The following is a 26701-nucleotide window of genomic DNA, read 5'->3' on the forward strand; positions in this document are numbered from 1 at the left end:
ACGCGATTTATCTTCCCTACAGCTAAATTTCCGATGAAGTATTCGAATCTAGCAGCTCTAGTTTCTTCAATTTTTTTCGGTAGATAAATGCAGATAAACTGATACTAATCTCATAAAGAAAGATAAGTGGTATTAAAACAAGAATGTCAGAAATGAAGTCTGGCGGTGTCAAGAAAACTGATGCGACTGCAATGAGAAAATAAGAAATTTTTCTCGTTTTCCTTAACGTATTCGGATTCAAAATTCCGATCGAGGTTAAAAAAAGAATCACAACCGGCAGTTCAAATAAAACGCCAAATGGGACAGTTAAGTTAAGCATAAAGCTAAAGTACTTTTCCGACGTGTAAAATGGCTGAAATTCATTTCCTGCCAACGTTTGCATAAAGGAAAGACAAGTGGGAAACACAAAGAAATAGCCAAATGAAATTCCGGAAATAAAAAGGAAAAACAAAGCAGGTATTAATACAAAGGTCGCCTTTTTTTCATGTTCTTTAAGAGCAGGTAAAACAAACCGCCAAATATGAAAAGCAGCTACAGGAATCGTAAAAGCAATCGAGCTTACAGCTGATAGCTTAAAATATATCCATAAAACATCTCCAGGACCAAGTAAAGCAAGTTTAAATTCCAAGTCCTTAACCAGATAATTATAAATTTGCTCGACAAATAAAAAAGATAACGCAAGAAAACCTAAAAAGCAGCCAAGGACATAAATCAGTCTTTTTCTTAATTCTGCCAAATGCTCGGTTAATTCAATTTCCTGATCATTCATTTTTTTCACCTCATAAGAAACAAAAAGAGATTAGCATCTAATCTCTTCTTCTCGATTGACATTAAGAATTTTTATCCTCTTTTTTCGAATCTGACGAGACTAAATCTTTGGTGGCATTCTTAAATTCTTTTAGAGTATTACCGAAAGCGCGTCCGATTTCCGGCAATTTTGACGGTCCAAAAATAATAAGCGCAATAACTAATATAAGAATCAGTCCAGGGATTCCAACATTTGGCATATCTAATCACTCCTTCTAAGCTTTTTTGCGTTAACTATTTCGTGAGTTCCAAGAAATTATAGCATACTAAGAATGGAATCACCTCAAACAATCGAATTATTTTTTTGACATACTTTGACTTTATATGCTTCATTTTTCACGTATTATGCAAAAAGCCTTTGCCATGTACTAGGACCTGGATATCCATCAGCGTCACTGCCTGTCCATCCTTGCGCACGTTGAAAAGCCGCACATGCTTGACGGTCAGAGTCGCTCCATTTCGGACCTGCACCAACAGAATAATATTGTTGGTAGCCTTTTTTAATTAACTGTTTCCCCATTGCTGTAACGTATTCATTGTTTGAACCGGGACCGAAGAAATGGCTGCCTGGAAATACAGACACGTTTGGCGAGCTGCCTACGATATCAAACAGCCGCTGCCAAGTAGACGGACCAGGATACCCATCAGCATCACTGCCTGTCCATCCTTGTGCCTCTTGAAACTCTTTGCAGTTCAGCCTGTCAGCTTCTCCCCATGTCGGACCAGGCCCAACGGAATAATGTCGGCCGAATCCGACTTTTACTAATTGTACGCCCAACGCAGTCACGTATTGATTCGAAGCACCTGATTGAAAATATTGAGTCCCTGGAAATGCCGGCGGCCAGCTGGTATCATCTCCACTTCCGCCGCTGCCATAGTAGATAGAAGTAAGGCGTTCCCAAGTAGTAGGTCCGGGAATTCCGTCAGCACTACTGCCGCTCCACCCTTGAGCCCTTTGGAAAGCTGCACAGGCGCTGCGATCGCTTTCTGTAAAACGAGGTCCTGCTCCAACTTGATAGTAGCTGCCATAACCGGCTTTTATCAGCATCTTGCCTAACAGAGTGACATAGTTGTTGTTCGCTCCAATATAAAAATACCTTGATCCCGGGAAGCTAACTGGAACTTCCCCTCCCCCGCTGTTACCGTATGGAGGCGGAACAGGTTTAACTTTTGGCGGAGAAGTGGTGCCTTCATATTCTTCATAGTAAACCAGCGCAAATCCAACTATTTTCGAATCTGACAGATTGCGATATCGGCGAAACACACCTTGATAGTCTTCTCCTCTAGAGGGAAGGTACGTATTTCCTTCAATCGTTACCACTGTTTTCTCCTCTAGATTCAAGCGTTCTACGATACCAATATGAGAGTCACCGCTGAAAAAGATCAGACTGCCTGTTGCACGTAAAGGATTGTTTTGAATGACATCTAGAAAAGTTGACTTAGAAAAATATTCTCCATAATACTCATGAAACCATCGATGTTCCCGGACAGCTGCGCTATGCGCGAAAAGCGGCCGCCCTCCATTATAAACGCTTTTAATTCCTGATTGGGCAACACACCAGCTGACAAAAATTGCACACCATGGCTCATTATTTAGACCAAACCAAGTTCCAAACTTCGTATTATTATTTGATCCTTCTACGTAACCAATTTGGGATGCAGCTGTACTGATCAAATCTACTCGAAGAGACATTTTTTAAACCTCCTTTGTGATTTACATATTTCGTTTGTATATTTCTTCAACGTCAATTAGCAGAACATTCGGATCCTGCGGAAGCTCCTTCTCTATTTCTGAGACGGCATCTCCCCATGTTCCAGGATCGTTCGGCAATTCCGTCGGATCACTATCCGGCGGTGTTTGTGGATCGGTAATTTCTGCAAAGGCTTTAATCGGCAAGTTGACAGCGGCAACGGTTGCTATACCAGCTCCTAAATATCCTAAAAATTTACGTCTGCTTAACTTTTTTTCCGGCATGAAAGTAAACCCTCCTTATTTCTGAAAAGTGTAAATAAACAGGAAATAAATTTTGCAACTTCAATATTCTCGCAATTTCTCCCTTATTTTAACTATATAAAATTAATATAAATATTAACATTTATATGGTCAATGCTCATTTTTAAAATGAACAATAAGCACTAAAAACAAAAACCGACCGCTTGCGGATACTTGAACTGTCCGTAAATATCGTGTACATTCACTAAAATAGAGAGCTCTACAAAATCCTTTTATGAAACACCTTTTGCAATTAAAGTGGGAATTTTATTAGAAAGAGATTTAAGTACCAAAAACTGTGCAACTCCGCTTCGTGAAAAAGACCTTTTTGTTCTTACTTTTTGCAACTAAAGAAAGGTATATTGTATAGCTTCATCCGTGTTAAAATTTCTTTTTTATCACTTTTTCTAGAGAGTTTTAACTAATCTTCTATAAAATATCAATCAAAATACATAGGTTGTTACATAATGTTACAAAAACATTTCTATTATTGCGCCATGCCGAAATAAATATTGCGGTATTTTTTCGATCTTTACATTAATTAGTAATGATAATATATTAATTATAGAGATTTACTAGGGGGTCTTTTGTGGGTCAAGTCATTTCTTCTTCAAAAGTCGGCATTAAAATTTATGAATGGTACAGGATGATCCGTCAATTTAGTGTGCCAGATGCGGAGATTTTAAAAACGGAAGTTGAGCAGGAAATAAGTGAATTGGAGAACGAACAAGAAGTATTGATGTACTATCAGCTTATGGCTTTCCGTCACCAGCTAATGTTAGATTACATAGAACCAACAAATAAGTACGGCGACCGGCCGACTACATTTGAGCTTTTAGAGAAAATAGAAACCTCACAGAAAAAACTATCAGGCATCCTCCAGTTTTATTCCTTCTTTTTCCGTGGTATGTATGAATATGAAAAAAAAGAATATGTTGAAGCGATTGGATATTACTTAAAGGCAGAAAAACAGCTACCATTTGTAACTGATGAAATTGAGAAAGCTGAATTTCATTATAAAGTTGGAGAGTCTTTTTATATGATGAAACAAACGCATGTATCCATGCATCACATTTTACAAGCTTTAAAAATATTTGATAAAATCGAGCTTTATAAAATTCGTAAAATTCAGTGTTTGTTTATGATTGCAGGTAATTATGATGATCTAAAATATTTTGAAAAGTCTCGTCCCCATTTAAAAAATGCTTTAAAGCTTTCTCAAGAACTAGAAAATGACAAGCTAATCTGCTCAACTTTATATAATACTGCTAATAACTATTCAAGAGAAAGAGACTATGTAAAGGCTATTGAATTTTTTAACAAAGCGGCTAAATTAAGTAGGTCACATAAACCGGATATTCATTCACGTATCTTGTTTGGCTTAAGTTGGGCATTTTTAAAAACCAGCGAAATTGAGAAAGGAAAAACAATAATTCAAGAAGGATTGGAGGATTTAGAGCAAAATCCTGATTATCTACTTGAACTGTTATATGAATTTTTAAATTCCTTATATATTGAAACAGCTAAACCGGAGAAAATATATGAGATTTTTAGTACACTAGAAGAAAAGAAACTTTTCGCTTATATTGAAGAATGTGCATATAGTTCGGCAATTTTATTCGAAAGTCAAAATGATTACGAAAGCTCCACAAGATTTCTTCTCAAAATGGTAGAGGCACAAAGACAAATTCAAAGAGGAGAATGTATCTATGATTACTAAAAAGAGAATTATAATACTCACTTTAGCTATTACAATAATCGTCGGTACCATTATCGCCTATTCGCACCAGTCTGAATTAGCAACAGACAGAAATATTGGTGCACTAGAAAAAAACAATTCTTATGCAGAATGATTATTAAAATCCATTCACTTAATTTAGCTGTTAAGTGAATGGATTACTTTGTATTTCAACCTTTATCTATCTACCAATTTCCCCTCCGAAAAAACCAATATTTATTTTTAAAGAAACAAAAATTCACACTCTTCCACACCCCTCACAACCGAACCGCTCGCCTTTCCCTTTCGACAAAATAAACCATTTCTTTAAAACCGATTTGCTTCAGCTTTTTCTTTACTTCGTCAAAGTCGTCGGCGATTCGCGTAGCGACATGGGAGTCCGAACCGAATGTAATGTCGACTCCGTAGAAATTCGCTCGTTCCAAAAGCTCATCAGATGGATACCAGCCGCCGCAATATTTCATTTTTCCGGATGTATTGACCTCGATTGCTACATTGTTCTCACCAATCACCTGCAGCGTTTCGTCCACCAAGTTGGTTGGAATAACAGAAAACTCTGGATAATAGCCTTTCATAGCATCTATGTGTCCCAAAATTTGAAAGGATCCGCTCCGGGCAGAGGCCTGAATTAACCTGTAATACTCTTCCTTTGTTCTGATTTGTTCTTCTTCGTTTACGCCTTCCCAACGATCTTTTTGAAAAATATTGATTTCATTTACATAGTGGACAGATCCAATTACATAATCGAACGGATATTTTTCGATCTGCTCTGCATAAAACTTGTGATGCTCAGGAAAAAAATCACTCTCCATTCCCAGCAGGACATGGATTTTGTCTCTGTACTTCTCCTTCAGCTCGAGAACCTCTTGAACGTAGCTTTGAAATTCACTGATTGGCATTGTAATTCCGGGAAAGAGATGGTCGTCTTCACTGTAGAAGTGCGGCGAATGATCAGAAATCCCAATATAATGAAGCCCTTTATCAATCGCCGATTCGATGTAATCAGAAATCGTTCCTTCTGCATGTCCACACCTATCATGATGAGTATGTAAATCGAACTTGACTTGCTCCTGTGGTGCCATTTCAACTTTCCTCCTTGTGGATCTATATATATTAAGTATAAACTTTATTTAACTTTATGACGAAAAATTATTTCAAAATGATGTAAAAGACCTCAATTGATACCTGTATAAGTGTGGCCTAAGTTAGAAAAATTATAAGAAATGTTTAAGTCCTTGGATTATATCAATATCCGTAGAATCTATTTTCACATAAGATGAATCATAAACTTGTGCGATCAGACCTCCTTTATTAAATAAAAACTCATCAAATTCATTAATATTCCGATATTCTTTCAGAAAATACTCTCTTGTCATTTTTTTATCTTTTATTCCAAAAATAAATAACTCTAATATATATTCGTTGTTAAAAATAGCTTTGTCTAATGGCTCAATTACAATAATTTTTTTAGAAAAAAATTTATTTAGCGGAATGAAATCCTGGTTTTTTTGTCTGTTCTTTTGATTCGTTATATAATAGATATACAGAGTATATTTAGTAGATAAATATAAAAATACCTTCTTTATCGTTTTGCTAATAACATCGTACTCTCTTTTTTCCTTATTGTATTTATCGTTCGTGGAAATGATTAAAGAATATTTTTCTTGAATCGTATAAAATTCATCAACCAAATAACCACCTCCATTTTTTACAACGCATCAACCACAGCAGGTAATTCTTTAATAGGTACTGCACCTTGTTCCCCTTGATACGATCTAAATTCGATTTCACCAATTTTTACGCCAACATCATACTCTCCGACGAGATTGTCGAGCAAAATAAAAGCCGCGTCTATGAAATCTTCATTCTCTTCTGTAAAACCTTTCATGTAAATGATCACATTAACAAGATTATTATGTTGATCGTTTTTATAAGTAAAAAACATATCATCAATGTTTAGTTCGATATCATTAAATTGAATTTCATCTTCATTTCCTCGTTGCCTGAAAGCGATAATATTAAAATTTTTTAATTCAGGGCAGCTTCCACTAACCGAATGACATCCGGAAAGGCTGCAACGATGCCATCAGCACTGATGATAAATTCTCTTTTTCCGCTATCAAGCTCTGCGCTAAATTCAAATACCAAATCAGGATTAATCTTTGATAATTGAGAGTGAAGCTTATTAAATAAGGATTCATAGCGGCTTTCCTTTAGCTGAAAATAATCCTCGGAATTCTTCTCAAACCAGTTCCAAAAATCTTTCTCACTATAGCTTTTCTTGAATAAATTTTTTATCATGTTTTTATCCTTCCTCGGCTTCCGATTCCAATTTAACAAATTCTATTAAATTAGGTGCGTATTCCTCAATTTCATTTGTCTCGTGATCCCATAGATAAATCTTTTCACTCATTTTTCCATTAATGACTTGAAAGCATAGTTTATCTCCATTGCCGTCATCCCCGATTGCAATCAGATCTTCGGGCATATTTTCATCTCTTACTTCTAGATTTTGCCTTACAATATCATCCCAGCTCTTCCTGAGATGATTTGGATCTTTAATAGGAAAGAGAATCCATTCACCTATTTCAGCTTGATTAACTAATTTATAAAATTCTTTATAAACTTCGGGAAAAACAGCTCCTAATTTTTCTTCTGCAGACTTAATGTCCTCATCTGTAACCCCTGGTTTGCCTGTTTGAATGAAAACTAAAATATCGTTCTTCATGAAATCCTCCTTTTCACATATAGTTTCATGACAAATAGGGTGTAAAAAAGTATCACATTACCTAAATTCTCTACTTTACTATTCCATTTTAATTGTTCGAACCCTTTTTTCTGATAAAATGTTACTAATAAACTTAATAATAGTTGACAGGGAGGATATTATGTTTTTACTCAACGTTAAATGGAAATTGACACTATTATTATTTCTTTTTATCACTATCATTCATTTCAAATGAAAACCAGCAGAAAACTAACAACTGCAACACTACAAGCCTTATAACCTATTAACGGTTTTTCCGTTTTACTTAAAAGAAGTTGGAACAAAGAATGAATGCCTGAACTAACTAAAAACGCTTGGACGAAATATTCAGATCCAAATTGCTGACCACGAAAAACAAATTGAAAAAATAACGAAGCACCAGTCAGATAAAACCATCCATTGCCGTTTAATAGTTCCTCAGTTGAAGGAATTAAATCACGTTTGTCAGACAGCTCTCTTTTTAAAGCGATAAAACCATGAACAAGAACGGATAAACCCAATATTAAAAGAATAATTGCATGAAACATTTTTTCCTCCATTTTGAGTAGATGTCGATGACTTTCTATTTTCCATTATCATCTCATAGAAATCCCCATCCTTGACCTAGCCATATTATAAATGAAGATTAGGAGTGAGAGAGATGGCAGAGCGAACGATCACACTACAAGTACGGCTTGAGCCTTGGGCAGAAAAAGATCTGGCCCTTCTGCATCGAATGAATGCACCTGAAATATTAGAACACATTGGAGATCCGGAGACCGAGGAGCAGATTCTCGCGCGTCACAAGCGCTATGTCAAAATCGGCGGGACAGGGAGAGGCCGTATGTTCAGCATCATTCTGCTCCCTGAGCTTGAAGCTGTTGGAGTCACCGGATACTGGGAACGCATTCGGGAGGAAGAGGCCGTGTACGAGATCACCTGGGGTGTTCTGCCGCAGTTCCAGGGCAGAGGTATTGCGACCGCGGCTGTAGAAGAGACTATCGCAATCGCCTGTGCGGAGCAAAAGCACAGGAAGATTCACGCGTTCCCGTCCGTCAATAACCGCTCGTCGAATGCGATTTGCCGGAAGCTTGGCTTCTCGTTCATCTGCGAATACGAAATGGAATACCCGCCGGGAAGCTTCATGCGGTACAACGACTGGTGCCTGGATTTAAGAAAGAAAAAATTGTCATCCGTATATAAAAACAGTGTAATTCACATTTGAATTTACACTGTTTTTGCTGTTCATCTCCCTAATCCAACCGATGAATCATAGTGTCACTCTTTATATTTGTTATTTTATATACTCCTTCGATCCTGTCAGTCGATACGAATTGGGAAAAATATTGATTAAAGTTAGGATCTGAATCCAATACGACGATATGGCTGGATTTCTTGATTAAATCGTTTAGAGCTTTTCTTTCCTTTTCAGTAGAGCTGCTTGTTACAATACTATACTTATTAGAAAGCTGTTCGTACATCAGAAGGTATTTCAGATAACCTCTATCTTTTTTACTCCGAGGGCTATAATAAATCACATGAGAAATTTTAGAATGACTTCCTCTAACCTTGCTAAAATCATTTTTCACTTGCAGTCTAAGTGATGATTCAACATCCGGCCTTGTTGTTACTGCAGCAAGGTTGTCTTGAAAAGGAAGTACAAACAAAACCGCGAGAACCAATGCGGCGAATGCGTTTATCGTTTTATTTTTAGATAGCTTAGAGAACTCATACGAGATAAAAGTCATGAATAAGCCGGCTATGTAAATGACAATCGACGAATTATATCTGTTAAACCCGGCTAGTTTACTCGCTTCCCCTTCTGGCATTAAAAACAGATACATGAAATAGAGCCCGAACAGATAAAAGACATAGGTCAAGTTCCCAAATAAGAAAAGATAGAACAATCGCTTCGATTTTTCTCTTTTCCACAAATAAACGATGAATGCCATGGCTACAAGCAATGCATTTAAAAGCAATAAGCTTTTAAAAAGAGGCGAATTGAAATTTGCTGCAGCATCAATTAAAGATGGCGCAAGGGTTTCCTTAAACTCCTCCGACTTCTCATTGTTGTTGACCTTGTCAATGTTTACAGCGAATTTATTGCTTGAATATGAAGCCTCGGGATACGCTTTTTGAGTATACTTCAGCCACAAGAAATTTGATCCCAAAGGAACTAAAATCATAAATACCATAGCATAAACGAGTATCTTACTGTGTGTCATTTTAGGTTTTTTGCCTTTTATGTAATGTACATAAATCAACCACACAATTAAAACGATATTAATGATCAAAAAGAATTTTCCGCTGTCTTTTATCAGAGTGAGTAAAATCATCAAAGGTGTATTAATGATCATGCTCTTTTTCCAATCGGCTCTGTAATAATAGGCAATGATTGATATCGATAAAGCGGTAAAACCTAGCAGCGTATCGACCAATAAGTTATAAAGGTTATTTTTTATGACTGCTATCAATACGGTACTTAGAACGATGCTCAGTAATAGATGGCTGATTTTTTTCCATTTACAGAAGACAGACAGCACCGCTATATTAGCAGCAATTAATATCCCCTGCGCCATTAATGCATGGCTCTCTGTATAGCCGATAATCTTACCGATAAAGTAAATAAAAACGGCACTTCCCGGCGGATAATTACGAAAAGAAATCATTGTCGTTCCGTCCGGCAATCCGTTGATTCTGAACATTTCTTTCACGATAAGTCCCCAATGGCTGAAATTATCATAATGAATTAAGATCAAGCCTTTTAATAAAAGTACAATTGCAACTGAAAAAAGGACAAAAACAAGCGAAGACGGAACCAGCAGATTTTTTATGCTGTACTTTTTCTTCACCAGTAAATAAATACACAGTACAAAGAGCAATATGCCGGCATAAAAAATCAAGCTCACCATCAGCGGCATTATATTTAATAGACCAGCAGCGAAAACCAGGCAGGTAATCGAAGAAAAAAGAAATAAAGGGATGAATGCCGCGTTGATTTTTAGTTTTTTATGGATAAACATCCCCCAGCCTGCCAATGACACGACTAAGAAAACAAACGATATGAGCGAACTATTCATTTGTGATCAAACCATCATTTTTTCTAACTTTTTTAAATACCCATTCTCTCTGGATATAGAAGCTGATAATAAACAGAAATGTGTCAACAGCAATTTTGATGGCGACTTCCCCTTGTCCGATTAACAGATATAAGAGATAGACCCCTAGTGCGGATATGCACATCTGACATACGCTTAATGTATAGTATTTAACTAATGTATTCTTTGATTTACTATGAAAAACGAGATTTCTATTGACCATATAATTAAACAGCGAGGATAGGACTCTGGCTCCGATTGTGGCGCCTATGATGTAATACGTAGGAAGAATTCCTTGTAAAAGTACTAAAAGGATAGAAAAGAACAAAATATCCAGGCCAAAAGATAAGAGGGATGAAGAAATGTATTTAAAGAAAACGGAATAGATTTTGATCGAATCTGCGATCGGATTGAAATGAGACGATTTATTTTCCTCTAAATAGATGGTCTCAATTTCAACTTCTTCTATGGAAATATTGTTCGCCTTGCACTCAAGCAGCATGTTCATTTCATATTCGAACCGTTCGCCTTTCACATTCATCAGCTTTTTTAAGAAGGAATAGGAAATTCCTCTTAAGCCAGTTTGCGTGTCCGAAACATGAACGCCACTCGCAAAACGAAACACCTTTTCAGTGACTTTATTTCCGAATCTGCTTCTAAAAGGAATATTTTCTGCAGAAAAATTTCTGACGCCCAAAACTAAACTGTCATGGGTATTTGCTAGTTTCTGAGCAACCCTTTTAATGTCTTTGATTGAATGCTGTCCATCAGCATCTACTGTGACCAGCTTCGTCAGTTCTTTGTATGTATTCAATAGATAGTTAAAGCCTGTTTTTAAAGCACGTCCCTTGCCCAAATTGACTGCATGATTTACGATTTCACATTCTTTAAACGAAGATACGGAGTCAAAAATTCTTTCACATTCCATCTTGCTGCCATCATTGATGATAAGAATATGTTTGAAGTTTTCCTTGATTAAACCTTCAACAAGGAACGTCAATTTCTCATCAGGATTATAGGCAGGAATTAAAATCGCGATGCTAGTAAAATCAGCCATTATGTACCCCTTTATTAAATAAATTGAATACCCTTTCAATCCTAACAAGCAAAAAAGATTTAGTCAATTTTCAGGTGGAGTTTTTTCAGTCTAAAGACTTGTATCATCTTCCAACTCACTATTCGACTAGCCTTTATGCCCTGTAATACTTTTAATTTATTCCAATTTCATGTCAAGAAAAGACTAGCTCACTTACTAGTCTCGATGAAGTATATTACCTATTTTACGGTGTATTAAGTTCTAATGGACTTTTTTGCTTTCGGCGATAAACAGCCCTGGATAAACACCTCAGTTCACAAAAGGAAGATGCAAGCAAAAGAAGCTGCTCACATCTTTCTCGATTTTTCATTTCGTTTCTTTCGCCTTATTGATTTTCGGCTTATTTTCCTCAGCCTCTTCACCTGACACCAAATCTTGAGTTGATTTTTTGAACTCTCTTAATGTTGATCCTACTGCACGTCCGAGTTCCGGCAATTTTGACGGGCCGAAAATGACTAATGCAATAACGAGAATCAGAAATAAACCGGGAATCCCTATATTTTGCAGCATGAATCCTACCTCCTTATTTATTTACTTTTTCTTCCTCTAACGGCGCCGGATCCATACTTTGATCGTTAGCAGTTAAGTCTATTCCATAATCCTTAGCGAAAACCATATGGGTATCTACTAAAACTTCTTCCGTATTTTCATCTAAATTAAAAACTCTGGCACCGCGCAATCGATTTCTTTCTGCATCAGGAAGGCCATATGTACCAAACCCTACGCTGCCTGCATAGCCTAGCATAATTCCATAATAATTCCCTGCGTACGTGTTGATATGGTCATGTCCGCAAAATACGCCTTTCACATCGCCTCTCTCCAACATAGCCGAAAACATGCCGCTGTTGATCGGACCCGGGCATTCGTCTTCATTTCTTTCGCCTACGATATTATGCTTTTTTACGGCATTGGCATGGTTTTCTTCTGTTCTCTCGTCCACACTGGCAAACCACATATAGCGATGCTCCCAAAGCGGAATATGAATAAAAACGAGTGAAGGAACCTTGTGCTTCCATTGCTTCTCAAGCTTCTTGGAAGTCTCATAATACCATTTTACCTGGTTAAAACGGAGCCAATCCCACTTCGGATAGCCATTAAAGTCCTGGCCGGCAATCATTTTCGGCGCATACCTTCCGCTGTCCATCAGCCAAAGATTGAAAGCCGCGCGATTGCCTTTGGAATTCTTTATAAGAAGATTCATATTGCCAGTTCCGGTAAGGTTCTTCTCTCCAGGCTTATTCATATTGTATTTGTAGGATCGATACACCTTAAGCATATCTTCCTCATCTAAACCGCTCTTTGGAGTAGAATCTTCATCATGATTTCCGAAGGTTACAGCCCATTTAATCTTCCGTTTTTCCATAGGCTGAACAACATTATTCATCGCTTGCTTCATCTCAGTAGCTGAATCACAGCCTGCCTCAATGATGTCACCATTAAGCACAACAAAATCCGGCTTTTCTGAATCGAGCACTTTTTCCATCAATTCAATCGTCCGGCGATCAGTACGTTCATCATCCTGTGAATCATTAAACTGTACGACTTTGAACTTCCCATTGCGATTAAATTGAAGCTTCACATCATCGTGTTCTTTGGCTTCAGCCGTATTAGAGTTGAATAAGTCAGTAGGAAGACCAGTAGATGCAAGTGTTAACGCAAGCGTGCTCATCCCGCCAATTTTAATAAAATCGCGTCTGTTTAATCCTTTTTGAGAATTATCATTCATAATAAAGCCTCCTTACCTTTTCATCATTAGCAGATGTACTACCTATAGAATAGCAAGTGAAGATTAGCTGAATGTTAATAGACTGCAAAACTTTGTTGAAAAAAACAAAAGTGGTTTTGAGGGAAACAAACTTTAGAGGATGTTTTGAAAAAAAATGGGTTGGGATCTAGTGGAACCTATTATCTCTTCTTAAGTTGGTTTTGTACTTTTATTGCTGTGTTTTTAATCTCTTGTTCATTGATGTAGGTATTTGGAAAATTCATATGATCTTCTTCAATCCTTAGTATGATAGATTTTATTTTAAAGAAGCGATATGAAAAAATCATAGAAGAAAACGAAAGATAAATTATGAAAATCAAATCATACATATAATAAGGATTAAATTGAATATAACTCCTTGCAGCTGCTTCACTCCGCACCTATATAGATTGGGCATGTAACAATGCAACCAAACCCTCCAAATGTGCAATTATGCGCGGTATTTGTACAATTAATCCTCTTATCGGTGCAATTATTGCGCCTAACCGTGCAATTCTCTCATGTATCTGTGCAATTATACACCGCAACCGTGCAATTCCTTCCCACATCTGTGCAATTACTTTCTTAACCACTTACACCCCCGCCGCCACCCTTGCAAATTCACCACTACATCTACACAATCTTCGCCTAAAACCAGCAATCCCATAACCCACCACTTCCCAAGCAAAAAAAGAACGATTCGAAGTACACATCCCGCGCACTCCAAATCGTCCACTTCCTCTTCCTCAGCCACATACTCGAACAATTGAAATAACAATTTAATTAATATCAACGTTTTTTATAGATTATGTCATGCATAATCCGCATTTTTATAAATTTTAAAAAAATTTCGATTAGCCGTTATACTTAAAATATTTTACCGTTATATGGTTATTTTTTAGTTTCCAGCTCAGATTCAATACGTGAGCTTTTTGAAGACTCACCCATACGCCAGTAAACAATAAAACTTATAGCAATACAGGCAGATACGTAAAAAAAGAATAGTGATTCAATTCCAATGCTTTTAAACCATAAGGCGATAAATTCGGCTGTGCCACCAAAAATGGCAACGGTAAGACCATAAGGGAGACCTACGCCAAGAGCACGAATTTCAGTTGGAAAGAGCTCAGCTTTTACAATTGCATTAATAGAAGTATAACCCGTTACAATGATAAGCCCAATCGTCATTAGAATAAAAGCAATAACAGGACTGGTCGTTTGTTTCATCATCAGGAATAAAGGTACTGTCAGCAATGTTCCTAAAATACCAAAACTAATTAATAAGGGGCGACGGCCAATTCGATCAGATAGCATACCAGCTATCGGTTGAAGTACAACAAATATTAGTAAAGCTATAAAGTTAATCCAAGTGACAACACCTTTATCAAGTCCTACAGAATTCACCATAAACTTTTGTAAATATGTTGTGTAAGTGTAGAAAGCGACAGTTCCGCCAAGTGTTAGTCCTATAACTGTTAACACGGCTTTAGGGTGCTTCAGTAGAGCTTTTATAGTGCCGGCATTCTCCCGGGCTTTAGAATCCATCTTAGAAAATTGCTCTGATTCATCCATTGTGCGACGCAGCCATAGAACACTTAACGCCCCTAATGCTCCAATGACAAATGGAATACGCCATCCCCAAGAGGTCATATCTGCTTCGCTTAAGGTGGACTGTAGAATGATTTGGACTCCTAATGCTACCATCTGTCCAGCTACAAGAGTGACATATTGAAAGCTTGAATAGAAACCTCGACGACCGCTGCTAGCCATCTCTGAAAGATAAGTTGCTGAGGTCCCATACTCTCCCCCTAAAGATATTCCTTGAAGCAAACGTGCAAAAACTAAAATTATAGGAGATAGCAAACCAATAGAACTATAACTTGGGGTACAGGCAATAATTAAGGAACCACTAGCCATAATAGTAATAGAGAGTGACAGAGCAGAACGGCGGCCATAACGATCAGCAAAACGTCCCATCAGCAGACTCCCTAATGGACGCATTAGAAAACCAACAGCAAAGATAGCTGCCGTGTTAAGCAGTTGGCTTGTCTGGTCTCCTTCAGGAAAAAACTGGGATGAAAAATATATGGCAAATGCAGAATATACATACCAGTCGTACCATTCAATTAGATTTCCAATTGAACCTTTGAAAATATTACTTGTAATGCGTTTAGTTTTTGTACTCTCAGAAGTGTGAGCCATAATCAAATCCTCATTTCTTACAACAAATGGTTTTTATGTAAAATTTATAACCGGTTTTTTATCGTTTTATTTTAACTTTAATAAAGCAAAAATTCAATCAGTGGGTATCATTTCCCGTAAATAGGTGTAAAAAGTTATTTGAAAAAATACTTTGTTAATACCTCATCACTTAACCCTTCTGCAAAAGACCCTCTGTTGTTTTCTATTTAAGCATCCAGTATAAAGAATTAGTCCACAAGGATTTTCTATATTAAACCTAATTAAAAACATAGGATCAAGAGGAGCAGGTTTATGATAATTTTAATCTTCACCCTTGGTGAAACTTGAACGGCTGATACTTCGTCTATTCCTCTTCGTATTTTCATGAGTTGATATTTTATGTACAGACCATCTACTTCTACAAACAACACTCGAGGAGAAGATGCTGGCGGATAAGGGAGATTGATTCTTATAATGGTTTTACTTACATATGGATAGAAACAACTGCCAAAGCAAATTCTATTTTTCCCGCCATGTATGCTATATATCCATCATTAGCTGCCGAAGCGTTCTTAATAATAAAAAATAGGCCGCGATCGCAGTCACGATCACAGCCGCTTCCACAAACAAATCCTACCCGCTTACTCAACCCCTTCAGCAAAATCTCCGTCCTTAAGCCGCAATTCGCCGCCTTCGTTGACGAGTATCAGGTTTGTGCCGTAGTTTTTTTCATCCGCCAGCTTCCATTGCATGGTTAGGTTCTTGACATAACCTTCGTTCTCATATTTGGATAAGTGGCGGGCGAGCTCGGCTGCGTGGCTTAGTACTGTACTTTGGGTCAAGACTCCGTTATAGGAGAGCTTAACCTCGACTGTAAATGCCGTGCTGTCGTTTTGCTGGTTTGCTTTGATGCTGTCTATTTTCGTGTCTTGATATTGATTGAGTATTTCCTTGCTCAATTGTTCGAGCTCGGATACGATCTTCGAAGCTTTTTCATCATTCGTCAGCTTTTCTGACTGTTTCGCGTCGCTGTCAGGAGCAGAATCTTCTGCCGAATTTTGCCGATTTTTATCTGATTGTTCTTCGTTTGCAGCACATCCCTGCACGAATAGCATCATCACCAGTGCAAAAGCACCTATTCCTCTTTTCATAATTGCCTCCCATAATCATCGTTGCACTATTCATTGTAACAAATCTCTACAAAACACGCCGAATCGAGAATGATCCCCAAGAATTCCGCCGTCCTTATATCATCGCCACTGAAGCACCTAAAAAACCTCTCTAGCATGACATACTTCTTTCCTACTATGTAACCGCTTTATACCGAATGCTGTATCAGATTAACTAGGCTGTTGATTAAAATTTTTTTCTGCCTAAAAACTCTTGGTAAAAGCGGTTTTTATTTTATTTTATTAACCTTCTATTCCCGCGTGTTCAAGTCAATCAGTACATAAGTGACTCGGCGGAAAGACCTACCAAACATTTCATAAATAATTCTAATTTTTACTTAAAATTGCTTCAATTCTTTGCTTTTTGTAACAATTGAAATAACAATTTAATAAATTTCAACGTTTTTTTATACATTTGACCCCTATATTCATAGATGAATCATTACGCAAGGATCTAATGACCTATCCTATTCGACCCGCTTAATCCGCTGTGCCTAGCGGGTTAAGGCTATAATCCTATAATTAGAACAACTGATTGACAACCCCTGAAAGCTGATGTAATCTGACCTCAACAGCAATTCGAAACCGAATATTATGTAGAACCGTGGGATGAAATGCCATTTTTTAGCAAACGATCTCTTTGTATCTCTTTGTAAAGGAGGCTGAAATCTTGATTGATAAAACCGGTAAGAATCTAGTATTTCTTCTCTGTGTTCCGAGAAGCGGCAGCTCTCTTTCTACTATTTTGCTGCAAAATCACAGTAAAGTGCTTGCAACCCAAGAAATGTGGTATTTAATGAGCCTCTATGATTTAAAGCGACCGGAAAATCGTCCGTACGGAGGGAAGAGAATTATCAGCCGTTTTTTTAATGGAATGGTGACTGATAATGCCTTTGTCGATTCAGCCCGAGCGTTTGCCCTTGAGACTTATAACGGTCTGCTTCATTCAAGTAATGCAAGCCTGATCGTTGATAAATCCCCGCGGTATTACTACATTTTAGAATTCATTGACCGGCTTTTTCCAGAGTCTAAGAGAATCTGGCTGATCCGGAACCCCCTTAGTATTCTGGCTTCCTATAAAAAAGTAAACCAGAATAAGAAGGCGTTTTCACTGATCGAAGAACTTAGTAAACCTACGTTTAATATAAAAATAGTTGATTTAACGGTCGGATTTTTTCGCTATTATGATTATTTTTCAACTGATCACCCGCAGGCCTTTCGACTTTCCTATGAACGGCTCGTCACCAATCCGAAATATGAGGTTGAAAAGCTATGTGAATTTTTGAACGTGTCCTACGAGGAAGGAATGGAGATATACGGAGACCAGCTGGACAGCTCTAAAGGGAGAATGTTTGCCAGCATGGGGGTCGGTGATCCAAATGTATATGAGCATTCGAAAGCTCACACAGATTCGATTGAAATCTGGAAGGACCTTTTAACGAAGGAAGAAATCGAAGCCTACTGCCGCCTGCTTGGTGCCAATGTATTTCGTGAATTGGGCTATGAAAAAGAGCTTCAGGAGGCTGAAAAGATCACAGGCGCCCGCTTTGAACAAGATCCTGATCATGAGTTTATCCAAAAGGTAAGGAAGCAATTTTTGAATAATTCTGAAACTGAATGGGAAGAGGCATATCATATGCAAGCAGTGCAGTCGGAAGATTTTTCAAATGTAACAACAAACGAAGAACATCCTTCCGATTCACGGCAGGAGCTTCTTAATGAAATCCAGCAGATGAATATTACCATTAAAACACTAGAGCAAAGACTGGCAACGAACTTGACAGAAAAAACAAAGCTTATGCAGGAACTTCAATCAGTAAGAACTCGATTCAATCGCTTTAAGTCGCTTATCCCTTTCAGTGGATTTTTGACAAACCTGGCCGAGCAAAGGGGTCAGAAAAAATGAGTGCGATCCTGGGTCTCGTCCATTTTAACCAAGAACCTGTCTCACCATTCCAAAGCTCTGAGTTCATGACCCGGCTTCTGCCATTCCCTGCCGATGTTACACAAACGTGGCACGATCATAACGTTTTTCTCGGCTGCCATGCCCAGTGGATTACACCTGAATCGATCGAGGAACGCTTGCCTTATCACGATGAGGAAAGAGAGCTAGTTATCACCTCTGACTCGATATTGGATAACCGCGAGGAATTGTTTGAAAAGCTGCAGATAAAAGCTAGTGACCAGCCGCTTATTACAGACAGCAAGCTAATTTTGCTTGCTTACGCAAAATGGGGCGAGAATTCGCCTAAGCATCTGCTCGGAGATTTTGCGTACATCATCTGGGACATAAAAAAGAAGAAAATTTTCGGCGCGCGCGATATGCTCGGATGCCGGACGCTTCACTATTATAAAGATCTAAACCGTTTTGCCTTTTGTACCTTGATCGAGCCGCTCTTTTCTCTCGACTACATTCAAAGAGAATGGAACAAGGAATGGCTTGCAGAGTTTTTAGCCTTGTCAAGGATGTATGAATCAACTGACGTTCAATCTACGCTTTACAAGGACATCAGGCAGATCCCTCCTGCCCACAGCATGACTGTAACCACGGAGGGCCTTCAGTTGAAAAGATACGGAAGACTTGCGGATACAGAGCCTTTACGGCTGAAAGACCCGCGCGATTATGAAGAGGCTTTCCGGGATGTCTTTGGAGAAGCAGTACGAGCAAGAACAAGAACCTATAAAAATGTCGCTTCCCATTTAAGCGGCGGTCTGGACTCTGGTTCGGTTGCGAGCTTTGCTTCCAAGCACCTGAGAACAGAAGGAAAATCGCTGTACACCTACAGCTACATTCCGCCGGAGGATTTTGTTGATTGGACGCCGAAACGGTCGTTTGCTGACGAACGTCCCTACATTCGATCAACGGTCAACCATGTCGGAAATATTAAAGACCATTACCTTGATTTTAAAGGAAAAAGCCCCTTCTCCGAGGTAGACGTATGGCTTGATTTATTAGAAATGCCGTATAAATATTTTGAAGCAACGTTTTGGACGAGAGGGTGCTACGAACATGCCCAAGCCGATGGCGCGGGAATTTTGCTCACAGGATCACGTGGCAATTATACGATTTCATGGGGGCCCGCCCTTGATTATTACGTCCAGCTATTGAAAAAAGGGAAATGGTATCAGCTGCAAAAAGAAATCAAGCATTTTTCTGAAATCAAAGGTATTGGCCGAAAACGAATCCTGTCCATCCTATTGAATCGAGCCGCAGAGTCCTTTAACTGGAAAAAGCAATCTGGCGAGGAGCTCTCGATTATTTCGCCGGAGCTTGCAAAACAAACGAATATTTATGAAAAAATTTCACAAAGAAACAGCTTTGCATTGAACGGGCCGAAGGATTCCATCGAGGCAAGAATGTACCAAATGGAGAGCCTTGAGATTCCATCAAAAAACGGCAATTTGGCAACAAAGCTTTCGTTAGCCTATGGCGTGTGGGAGCGCGATCCTACATGCGACCCGAGAGTCGTTCGATTTTGCTTGTCCGTACCATTTGAAGAATATGTTCAAAACGGCGTCGATCGCGCCCTCATCAGACGGGCAACGAAAGGATATTTGCCAGATAAGGTTCGATTAAATCATACATCAAGAGGCATACAGGCTTCGGATTGGATTCACCGGACTGCGCCTCATTGGGAAAGTTTTCTTAATGAACTGAATCATATGGTAAAAGATCCGGAAGCAGCTGAATACATCAGCATCCCTTTTATTCAAACGGTTCTTTCAAAACTGGATAAAAACCCTCCGGTAGAAGAGGCATTTAATAAAGAAATCCGATTTGCGATGAGAAGCTTGATCTTCTATCGCTTTCTAAAACGATCCAGTAAAGGAGGTGATACATATGAAAAAGACTTGGAACGAGCCTACTCTTGAAGTATTGAACATGAATCAAACAATGGCTGGTAAAGGTACTACTTGCATTGACATTGTCTCTGACGATGACTTAGACATCACCAACCCTAGCTAATCGGTAAGAAAAACTTTTACAATCAGCCCCTTATACTAAGAACGTATGGGGGCTTTTTCAAGCATAGGGGTGAATGAAATAATGATCGATAATCCTACTAAACCCTGTTATGAGGCGTTTGGTTTACGTATAAATAGTGATATCGCATTGCCGGAGCTTATGCAGGCAGCACCAGACAGCAAAATAGATGTCGAGATACGCTATAAGGATCTTTCACAAGAATGGAACTCCCATTCTCTTGGCCAAAAGCAGGTTGCGGTCGCAAAAAAAGGCTACTTTATATTCAAGGTGCCGGGGAACGCTATCTATCAAGTAATAGACGGAAAGCACATTTTCATTTCTCCATTGCCGGGATCAACAGAAGATAAAATCCGTTTGTACATTTTGGGTTCTTGTATGGGCGCGCTTCTTCTGCAGAACAGCATTCTTCCCTTACACGGGAGCGCCATTGTTCTGAACGGAAAAGCCTATGCGTTCGTAGGTGAGTCAGGCGCAGGAAAATCGACCCTCTCTTCCGTTTTTATGAAGAAGGGGTACAAGCTATTGAGTGATGATTTGATAGCTCTTTCCTTTAAAGAAGGTGTGCCGTATGTTATTCCCGCCTATCCTCAGCAAAAACTCTGGGAAAACAGCATTCTAGAATTCTCATTGAATACAGAGGACTATAAGCCTCTCGCTGATCGGGAAACAAAATATGCCATTCCTAGAGATGCCGAATTCTGTAAAGAGCTCACACCGCTTACAGGCATTTTCGAGCTTTCAGTCCAAACAGATAACGAGGATGTGATCCTTGAGCAAGTAAAGCCTTTGGAGAAAATCCAGCTGCTATTCCGGCATACGTTCCGCCAATTTCTTATCCAAAAATTTGATTTAGTGGAATGGCATTTCAATACATCCGCACAGATTGCGGGGCACACGGCAATCTATCATCTGAAGCGGCCGCAGCAAGGGTTTACCGCGCAGCTGCTTGCCGAACACGTTGTTGAAGAAATTTCAAGGGAGGTATAACTCATGGATAAAAAGATCACTCCTGATTCAGTGGTTGCGCAAAACGAAGGATATATCGCCAGCAATATGGATGGAGAAAAAGTAATGATGAGCATTAAAAACAGCAAGTATTATAATCTTGGAGAAATTGGCGGCGCGATCTGGGATGCTGCTGTCAGGCCGATCAAAGTCAGTGATTTGGTCACACACCTCCAGTCCGAATATGACGTCAACCGCGAGCAATGCGAAAGGCAGGTCATCGCCTTTTTGGAAAACCTGCAGAAGGAAGGCTTGATTCAGTCCGGCAAAGGATCAGAAGTGATGTAGCATGGGAAAGCTAAAAAAATTTTTAGCTCTCAATCGCGCAAAAAAATTACTGCTCGTCGAAGCAGTTGTCGCATTGGCCAAGGGAAGAGTTATGGTTTGGCTCCCTTTTTCAAAGGTCGCGCCCTCACTTGGGTTTCATATGAAGGAAACCCCGCTCGCTGCGAATGCGGAGGAAGCAAGAAAAGTGAGACAGGTTGCCAGGGCGATCGCCTTGATGCACCGCCATACCCCTTGGCAGACCCACTGCTTGGCAAGAGCCTTTGCGGGCATGAATATGCTGCAGCGCCGAGGAATTGAAAGCACCCTTTACCTTGGGACTGGCAAGGATGAAAACGGAAAAATGATAGCCCACGCCTGGCTTAGGAGTGGAGATATTTACGTAACCGGTGACGATGTGATGGATCAGTTTACTGTGGTCGCAACCTATGCGAAAGCATGGAAGACTCAGGAAGAGGAGATTGTTCAACATGAAAAAGGATAAGTATGCAATCGATGTCGATAGCTTTCCGAATGAGCTGCAGCTTTTGCTGTTGTTTTTAAAGCTGGACAATTTTCCGAAAGAAAATGAAAAAATGCTGGAAGAGCATCAGCATTTATTTGCTGCAGCTAACTGGGATCATTTTATCAAGCTTGCCGACCATCATCATCTTTATCCTGTCCTTTACCATAAGCTAAAATCTGTAAAGGAAAAGTGGGTTCCTTCCATCGTCGTTCGCGCGCTGCAAATGAGATATCAAAACAATACGCTAAAAATTCTCTACCTTTGCGGAGAAATGGACCGTGTCGCTAAAGCCTTTCATGAACACAACATCAGATCCCTGCATTTAAAAGGACCGATCCTTGCTCATGAATTGTATGGTGATATTTCGATGCGAAAATCTAAGGATTTAGACATTCTTGTGCCGAAGGAGGATCTGGAAAGAACAGAACAGATGCTTTTTGAGCTCGGCTATGAAAAGGATGAGGCTAATACCGTACTGAACGAAGTGAAATGGCGGGAGCATCATTTTGAATATCACCATAAGGAACGGAAGACATCCGTTGAAATTCACTGGAGGCTATCCCCGTTTCCTGCAAAAGAGCCTTCGTTCGAAGATTTGTGGGCGCGGAAAAATGAGTCGAAGCTGACAAGCGTTCCAGTGTACTATCCGGGTGATAAGGATTTATTTTTATATCTCATATCCCACGGAGCTCGTCACGGATGGTTTCGTTTGAAATGGCTCTATGATATACATAGATGCGCCGATCAGATGCAAAGCCCGGACAAGCTGTTGAGAAAAAATGATTTTAAGAACATGATCCTCGTCGGGCAAGCCTTGATCTTGGCTCATCAGCTATTTCAAACGCCTTTATCCGCGAATATGATGAAGCAGCTAAAATTAGGCTCTTATAAATTGGCCCATCAAGCACTGATTTATATTACGTCGATTCTTGTGTTAACTCCGCTTCCCGAGCATATTCGCACAAAGCATGAGCGGTATCTGTTTGCTTTGAATGGTACAATTTCGCAAAAGTATTTGGCCTTATTAATCGTATTGTTTTATCCAAGTCCAAGAGATGAAGCTCTCATTAAATTACCGAAATACTTGCACGGCTTGTACTTTGTGCTCCGTCCCTTTTTAGTCGTTGTACGAAAGCTAAGAAAAAATAAAGCTTTTGAGGGAGTGTAGATAATGAAGGAATTGTTTCATTTTGCTAAAAGCCTGCACTCTCACACAGGCAGCGTTCTTTATTTGAACCTGCTCGGTATGGTCGCCGTCGGCTTTTTAGAGGGAATCGGCATTTTATTAATCATTCCGATGCTGAGTCTGATCGGCGTCTTGGATGCAAATGGAACCATTTTTTCATGGGTGTCCGGCTTTTTCCCAGAGGAAGCATTAAACTTGCCAATCGTTTTAGGTTTGTTTCTCTTTATTATTATTGCAACTGGGTTGTTTCAGAGGCAGCAATCAATATGGAATGCAAAAATCAAGCAAGGCTTCGTGCTCAATTTGCGCCTGCAAACCTATCGGGATCTCATCCAAGCCAATTGGGGATTTTTCTTAAAAAAAAGAAAATCCGAGTTGAGCAACCTGATGACGACCGAACTGGCCCGGGTCAGTTCTGGAACGAATCTATTTTTACAGCTGATCGCATCTGTCATTTTCACACTCATTCAGTTAGCGATCGCCTTTTGGCTGTCATTTGAAATGACCGCCTTTGTTCTGTGCTCGTGCGCCATTCTTGCTCTTTTTTCAAGAAGGCTTGTAAAGAAGGCCAATCTGCTGGGAAAACGCACGACTCAATATGCCCATGAATACATGGGGCAATTGACAGATGATCTAAACGGGATCAAAGATATTAAAAGCAACCAGCTTGAAGAAAAGCAATTCAACCGATTTCGCGATCTTTGCCGGCGGTTGGAGAAAAATACGATACATTTTGCCGTGTTAAGCGCAAACTCTACGTTTCTGTACCGCATATCCGCAGGGGCCGTCATCGCCGCATTCGTCTTTCTGTCCGTTCAAGTTCTTAAGCTTCCGTCAGCAAGTATTCTATTAATCATCGTCATCTTTGCCAGACTATGGCCGCAGCTGGCCAAAATCCAGTCGAGTCTGGAAAATATGGGCTCTCTTCTGCCAGCGTTCCAAAGCATCATCGAACTGCAAAAGGAATGCGCAGAGGCGAAGCAAAGCTTTCTTTTATCAAAGGGAAACCCGATTCATCTTACCCGTTCGATTGAATTCAGACATGTTGATTTCCGTTACAATCCTGCAATTGAAGAATACACGCTTCAGGATATCAACGTAACTATACCGGCCAACAAAATGACAGCGATCGCCGGTCAATCAGGTGCGGGAAAAAGCACGTTTATCGATCTTTTAATGGGGCTGAACCAACCGGAAAAAGGCGAGATTCGAGTGGATGAGGAAGTAATGACGGAAGAAATGATGAGCCGGCTGAAGCCGTCAATTAGCTATGTTCCGCAGGACCCATTTTTATTTAACGACACGATTCGGAACAATCTGCTTCTCGTTAAACCGGAGGCTGCAGAGGAAGAACTATGGGAGGCATTGCGTGCCGCTTCCGCGAATTTTGTCGAAGCCCTGCCGGATCAACTGGACACACGTCTCGGAGACAGAGGTGTGCGGCTGTCAGGCGGAGAACGTCAGAGAATCGTTCTTGCCCGAGCACTACTTAGAAAACCGTCCCTATTGATTTTAGATGAAGCAACAAGCGCAATTGATACCGAGAATGAAAAAATCATATTAGAGTCCTTACATCGATTAAAAGAACAAGTGACTATTGTCGTCGTCGCTCATCGGCTGTCTGCAATTCAAGCAGCTGATCAGGTCATTGTCATTGAAAAAGGAAACATTCAAACAGCCAATACGAAAGCAAACGAGAACATTCATGCATTATTTACAGCTAAAAATCAATAAATCATCGTAGCAGGAGGCTTATTCATGAGTAATCGATATAACAGACGCGGATTTTTAAAAGCAGGTGGAATTGGCGTAGGTGCACTGGCGGCTGGAACATTGGTATTCCCCGGCAAGTCAGAAGCTGCAACCCAGGACGCTTCGAAAATAGAAGAGGTAAAGAGCTCTGATTTCCCCCGGAATGAAGGGGAAACCGATGATACGAAAAGACTTCAACGATTGATTGATGCCTCGGAAGCAGCAGGCTGGGCTCCTATTCATCTTAATGAAAACAATGCATATGTCATTACAGACACGATTCATATCAACAGCGGCGATACAAAGCCACTTATTTCCGGAAAAGGCTTTCGCCGAACCGTGATTAACGGCGAAAAACTTCCCTCAGGTAAACCAGCGATAAAAGTCAGCGGCGGCTCGGGAGTGATGACTGGCGGAAGGCTGTACGGAATTGGATTTTACGGAAACTCGAATTCAATCGGAGTCGAAATTGCCGGGACAAACGGGTTTCGCATCGACTTTTGCCAGTTCGAGATTAACCGGATTGGCATATTGTTTCATAATGAGAGATATAGCGAATTTACAGAGTATAACGTCGCATCTGACTGTGACTTTAGAGGCTCCTGCAATACAGCAATTGAGTACCGGCAATCAAACGGCGTTGAGAGCTTTCACGGTTCCGGCCTTAAAGGCTGCACGATTAATCAGGGTGCAGAGGAAACAGAGCCTAAAATCCGAATCGGTGAAGGCTGTTTCCCATTTAACGCCCCATTGGATTTTAATATTTGGACAAGAAAGACAACACCGATTATTAAAAACGAAGGAAAAGAGCCTGCGACCTTCCACGGGAACATTTCCATCGAGAGCTTTGGTCAAGGCGATATCCAATATAAAACAGAATTGGTTTCCAAAAACGACAGACCGGTCTATTTTATCGGAGCCGCATCAGCGCTTGACGACCAATCACAGCTCGGAAACTTAGTCTTGTGTGAAGGAGTACAAGTAAACCCTGACCGAACCGTCAGCGTTCAAAGAAAAAACGGCCTGCACGTGTTTGAGTTAACGACAGGCGCTAATCAAACAATTTCTATTCCAAGCGGAATATCTTCCATTATTACCGTATCCTTAAAAGCAGCAGATTACGAGTATTCCTATACGCTGCTTGCTCATCGCAATGATGGGGAAGATAAAGGCTCAGTCACTAACTTATCGCTTCACCAAAACCATAATGCCGCTATGTATTACGGCCCAACCTTTTCAGTAGAAACAGGGAAACTAGTCATTACGAATAACAACTTTCCTGCAGACGTTGTCAGTGCCTATGTTTCCGTTCTTGATATCGGAGCAATATTCTAACACTGCATATTAATTAATGTTGAGAAAACGCCAGCATAATTGATGTCAAACAGAAAATCATAGAGTCCTTAGA

The 26701-nt window shown here is 39.7% G+C and carries 29 protein-coding genes; 12 read left to right on the forward strand and 17 right to left on the reverse strand.

All coding sequences use genetic code 11. The features are described from left to right. Window positions 1-22: 22 nt before the first annotated feature. The 4 genes from tatC to JOC74_RS09735 form a co-directional block, all read right to left on the reverse strand. Window positions 23-769 (reverse strand): twin-arginine translocase subunit TatC, encoded by a 747-nt coding sequence (tatC, locus tag JOC74_RS09720; protein ID WP_053604387.1) that lies wholly within the window; start codon window positions 767-769, stop codon window positions 23-25. 61 nt (window positions 770-830) lie between these two features. Beyond that, the gene (gene tatA / locus JOC74_RS09725) at window positions 831-1007 is read right to left on the reverse strand and encodes a twin-arginine translocase TatA/TatE family subunit (RefSeq protein ID WP_082364043.1); all 177 of its coding nucleotides are present in this window, start codon (window positions 1005-1007) and stop codon (window positions 831-833) included. A gap of 143 nt (window positions 1008-1150) precedes the next feature. Continuing rightward, on the reverse strand, window positions 1151-2500 hold the full coding sequence (locus tag JOC74_RS09730) for a peptidoglycan-binding protein (RefSeq protein ID WP_053604388.1): 1350 nt from the start codon (window positions 2498-2500) through the stop codon (window positions 1151-1153). A gap of 21 nt (window positions 2501-2521) precedes the next feature. Then, on the reverse strand, window positions 2522-2782 hold the full coding sequence (locus JOC74_RS09735; protein ID WP_053604389.1) for a twin-arginine translocation signal domain-containing protein: 261 nt from the start codon (window positions 2780-2782) through the stop codon (window positions 2522-2524). 607 nt (window positions 2783-3389) lie between these two features. On the opposite strand from JOC74_RS09735, the gene JOC74_RS09740 reads away from it, so the two are divergent. Both JOC74_RS09740 and JOC74_RS09745 read left to right on the forward strand, forming a co-directional pair. Beyond that, window positions 3390-4520, forward strand: a complete 1131-nt coding sequence (locus JOC74_RS09740) for a response regulator aspartate phosphatase (protein WP_053604390.1) — start codon at window positions 3390-3392, stop codon at window positions 4518-4520. After that, window positions 4510-4653, forward strand: coding sequence for a hypothetical protein (locus tag JOC74_RS09745; RefSeq protein ID WP_158320307.1), 144 nt, complete (start codon window positions 4510-4512; stop codon window positions 4651-4653). The genes JOC74_RS09740 and JOC74_RS09745 overlap by 11 nt, the downstream gene beginning before the upstream one ends. A gap of 142 nt (window positions 4654-4795) precedes the next feature. On the opposite strand, the gene JOC74_RS09750 is transcribed toward JOC74_RS09745, so the two are convergent. The 6 genes from JOC74_RS09750 to JOC74_RS09770 all read right to left on the reverse strand — a co-directional run bounded on the left by JOC74_RS09750 (window position 4796) and on the right by JOC74_RS09770 (window position 7832). After that, complete coding sequence (locus JOC74_RS09750; RefSeq protein WP_053604391.1) at window positions 4796-5620, reverse strand: histidinol-phosphatase; 825 nt, start codon at window positions 5618-5620, stop codon at window positions 4796-4798. Window positions 5621-5752: 132 nt separating this feature from the next. Continuing rightward, entirely contained in the window at window positions 5753-6229 is a 477-nt protein-coding gene (locus JOC74_RS09755) for a hypothetical protein (protein WP_053604392.1), read from the reverse strand. A gap of 17 nt (window positions 6230-6246) precedes the next feature. Then, a complete protein-coding gene (locus JOC74_RS23480) occupies window positions 6247-6426 on the reverse strand; it encodes a hypothetical protein (RefSeq protein ID WP_225970235.1) in 180 nt (59 codons plus the stop codon). 140 nt (window positions 6427-6566) lie between these two features. After that, window positions 6567-6839, reverse strand: coding sequence for a hypothetical protein (locus JOC74_RS23485; RefSeq protein ID WP_225970236.1), 273 nt, complete (start codon window positions 6837-6839; stop codon window positions 6567-6569). Window positions 6840-6843: 4 nt separating this feature from the next. Continuing rightward, complete coding sequence (locus tag JOC74_RS09765) at window positions 6844-7266, reverse strand: SMI1/KNR4 family protein (RefSeq protein ID WP_053604393.1); 423 nt, start codon at window positions 7264-7266, stop codon at window positions 6844-6846. A 227-nt stretch (window positions 7267-7493) separates the two neighbouring features. After that, entirely contained in the window at window positions 7494-7832 is a 339-nt protein-coding gene (locus tag JOC74_RS09770; protein ID WP_053604394.1) for a hypothetical protein, read from the reverse strand. A gap of 113 nt (window positions 7833-7945) precedes the next feature. Between JOC74_RS09770 and JOC74_RS09775 the strand changes: the two genes are divergently transcribed. Continuing rightward, window positions 7946-8509 (forward strand): GNAT family N-acetyltransferase, encoded by a 564-nt coding sequence (locus tag JOC74_RS09775; protein WP_053604395.1) that lies wholly within the window; start codon window positions 7946-7948, stop codon window positions 8507-8509. Window positions 8510-8537: 28 nt separating this feature from the next. On the opposite strand, the gene JOC74_RS09780 is transcribed toward JOC74_RS09775, so the two are convergent. From JOC74_RS09780 to JOC74_RS09810, 7 genes are all read right to left on the reverse strand, one after another. After that, window positions 8538-10364 (reverse strand): hypothetical protein, encoded by a 1827-nt coding sequence (locus JOC74_RS09780; protein ID WP_148564337.1) that lies wholly within the window; start codon window positions 10362-10364, stop codon window positions 8538-8540. After that, window positions 10357-11439 (reverse strand): bifunctional glycosyltransferase family 2/GtrA family protein, encoded by a 1083-nt coding sequence (locus tag JOC74_RS09785; RefSeq protein WP_053604397.1) that lies wholly within the window; start codon window positions 11437-11439, stop codon window positions 10357-10359. The genes JOC74_RS09780 and JOC74_RS09785 overlap by 8 nt, the downstream gene beginning before the upstream one ends. Before the next feature lie 345 nt (window positions 11440-11784). Beyond that, window positions 11785-11988 carry a twin-arginine translocase TatA/TatE family subunit gene (locus JOC74_RS09790; protein ID WP_053604398.1) on the reverse strand — a complete coding sequence of 68 codons (204 nt, stop codon included), beginning with the start codon at window positions 11986-11988 and terminating at the stop codon, window positions 11785-11787. Between the two features lie 13 nt (window positions 11989-12001). Continuing rightward, window positions 12002-13204, reverse strand: coding sequence for a metallophosphoesterase family protein (locus JOC74_RS09795; RefSeq protein WP_053604399.1), 1203 nt, complete (start codon window positions 13202-13204; stop codon window positions 12002-12004). Between the two features lie 909 nt (window positions 13205-14113). Continuing rightward, entirely contained in the window at window positions 14114-15424 is a 1311-nt protein-coding gene (locus JOC74_RS09800; RefSeq protein WP_053604402.1) for an MFS transporter, read from the reverse strand. A 463-nt stretch (window positions 15425-15887) separates the two neighbouring features. Next, window positions 15888-16052: a hypothetical protein gene (locus JOC74_RS09805; protein ID WP_158320308.1), complete on the reverse strand. Its 165-nt coding sequence runs from the start codon at window positions 16050-16052 to the stop codon at window positions 15888-15890. Continuing rightward, on the reverse strand, window positions 16045-16554 hold the full coding sequence (locus JOC74_RS09810; RefSeq protein WP_053604403.1) for a hypothetical protein: 510 nt from the start codon (window positions 16552-16554) through the stop codon (window positions 16045-16047). Before JOC74_RS09810 ends, JOC74_RS09805 begins: the two co-directional genes overlap by 8 nt. A gap of 688 nt (window positions 16555-17242) precedes the next feature. Here JOC74_RS09810 and JOC74_RS09815 point away from each other — a divergent pair. From JOC74_RS09815 to JOC74_RS09855, 9 genes are all read left to right on the forward strand, one after another. Next, window positions 17243-18478 (forward strand): sulfotransferase family protein, encoded by a 1236-nt coding sequence (locus JOC74_RS09815; RefSeq protein ID WP_053604404.1) that lies wholly within the window; start codon window positions 17243-17245, stop codon window positions 18476-18478. Further along, window positions 18475-20445, forward strand: a complete 1971-nt coding sequence (locus JOC74_RS09820) for an asparagine synthase-related protein (RefSeq protein ID WP_053604405.1) — start codon at window positions 18475-18477, stop codon at window positions 20443-20445. Before JOC74_RS09815 ends, JOC74_RS09820 begins: the two co-directional genes overlap by 4 nt. Beyond that, a complete protein-coding gene (locus JOC74_RS09825; RefSeq protein ID WP_148564338.1) occupies window positions 20414-20539 on the forward strand; it encodes a paeninodin family lasso peptide in 126 nt (41 codons plus the stop codon). The genes JOC74_RS09820 and JOC74_RS09825 overlap by 32 nt, the downstream gene beginning before the upstream one ends. An 81-nt stretch (window positions 20540-20620) precedes the next feature. After that, complete coding sequence (locus JOC74_RS09830; protein ID WP_053604406.1) at window positions 20621-21547, forward strand: phosphoenolpyruvate carboxykinase (ATP); 927 nt, start codon at window positions 20621-20623, stop codon at window positions 21545-21547. A gap of 3 nt (window positions 21548-21550) precedes the next feature. After that, window positions 21551-21853: a lasso peptide biosynthesis PqqD family chaperone gene (locus JOC74_RS09835; protein ID WP_053604407.1), complete on the forward strand. Its 303-nt coding sequence runs from the start codon at window positions 21551-21553 to the stop codon at window positions 21851-21853. 1 nt (window position 21854) lies between these two features. Further along, window positions 21855-22334: a lasso peptide biosynthesis B2 protein gene (locus JOC74_RS09840; protein ID WP_053604408.1), complete on the forward strand. Its 480-nt coding sequence runs from the start codon at window positions 21855-21857 to the stop codon at window positions 22332-22334. Next, entirely contained in the window at window positions 22321-23523 is a 1203-nt protein-coding gene (locus JOC74_RS09845) for a nucleotidyltransferase domain-containing protein (protein ID WP_053604409.1), read from the forward strand. Before JOC74_RS09840 ends, JOC74_RS09845 begins: the two co-directional genes overlap by 14 nt. A 3-nt stretch (window positions 23524-23526) precedes the next feature. Continuing rightward, window positions 23527-25275 (forward strand): ABC transporter ATP-binding protein, encoded by a 1749-nt coding sequence (locus JOC74_RS09850; RefSeq protein WP_053604410.1) that lies wholly within the window; start codon window positions 23527-23529, stop codon window positions 25273-25275. 24 nt (window positions 25276-25299) lie between these two features. Beyond that, window positions 25300-26628, forward strand: a complete 1329-nt coding sequence (locus JOC74_RS09855; protein ID WP_053604411.1) for a twin-arginine translocation signal domain-containing protein — start codon at window positions 25300-25302, stop codon at window positions 26626-26628. Window positions 26629-26701 lie beyond the last annotated feature (73 nt).

Origin of the sequence: Bacillus capparidis, from assembly GCF_017832095.1 — a bacterium.
Taxonomy (GTDB): domain Bacteria; phylum Bacillota; class Bacilli; order Bacillales; family Bacillaceae; genus Bacillus; species Bacillus gobiensis.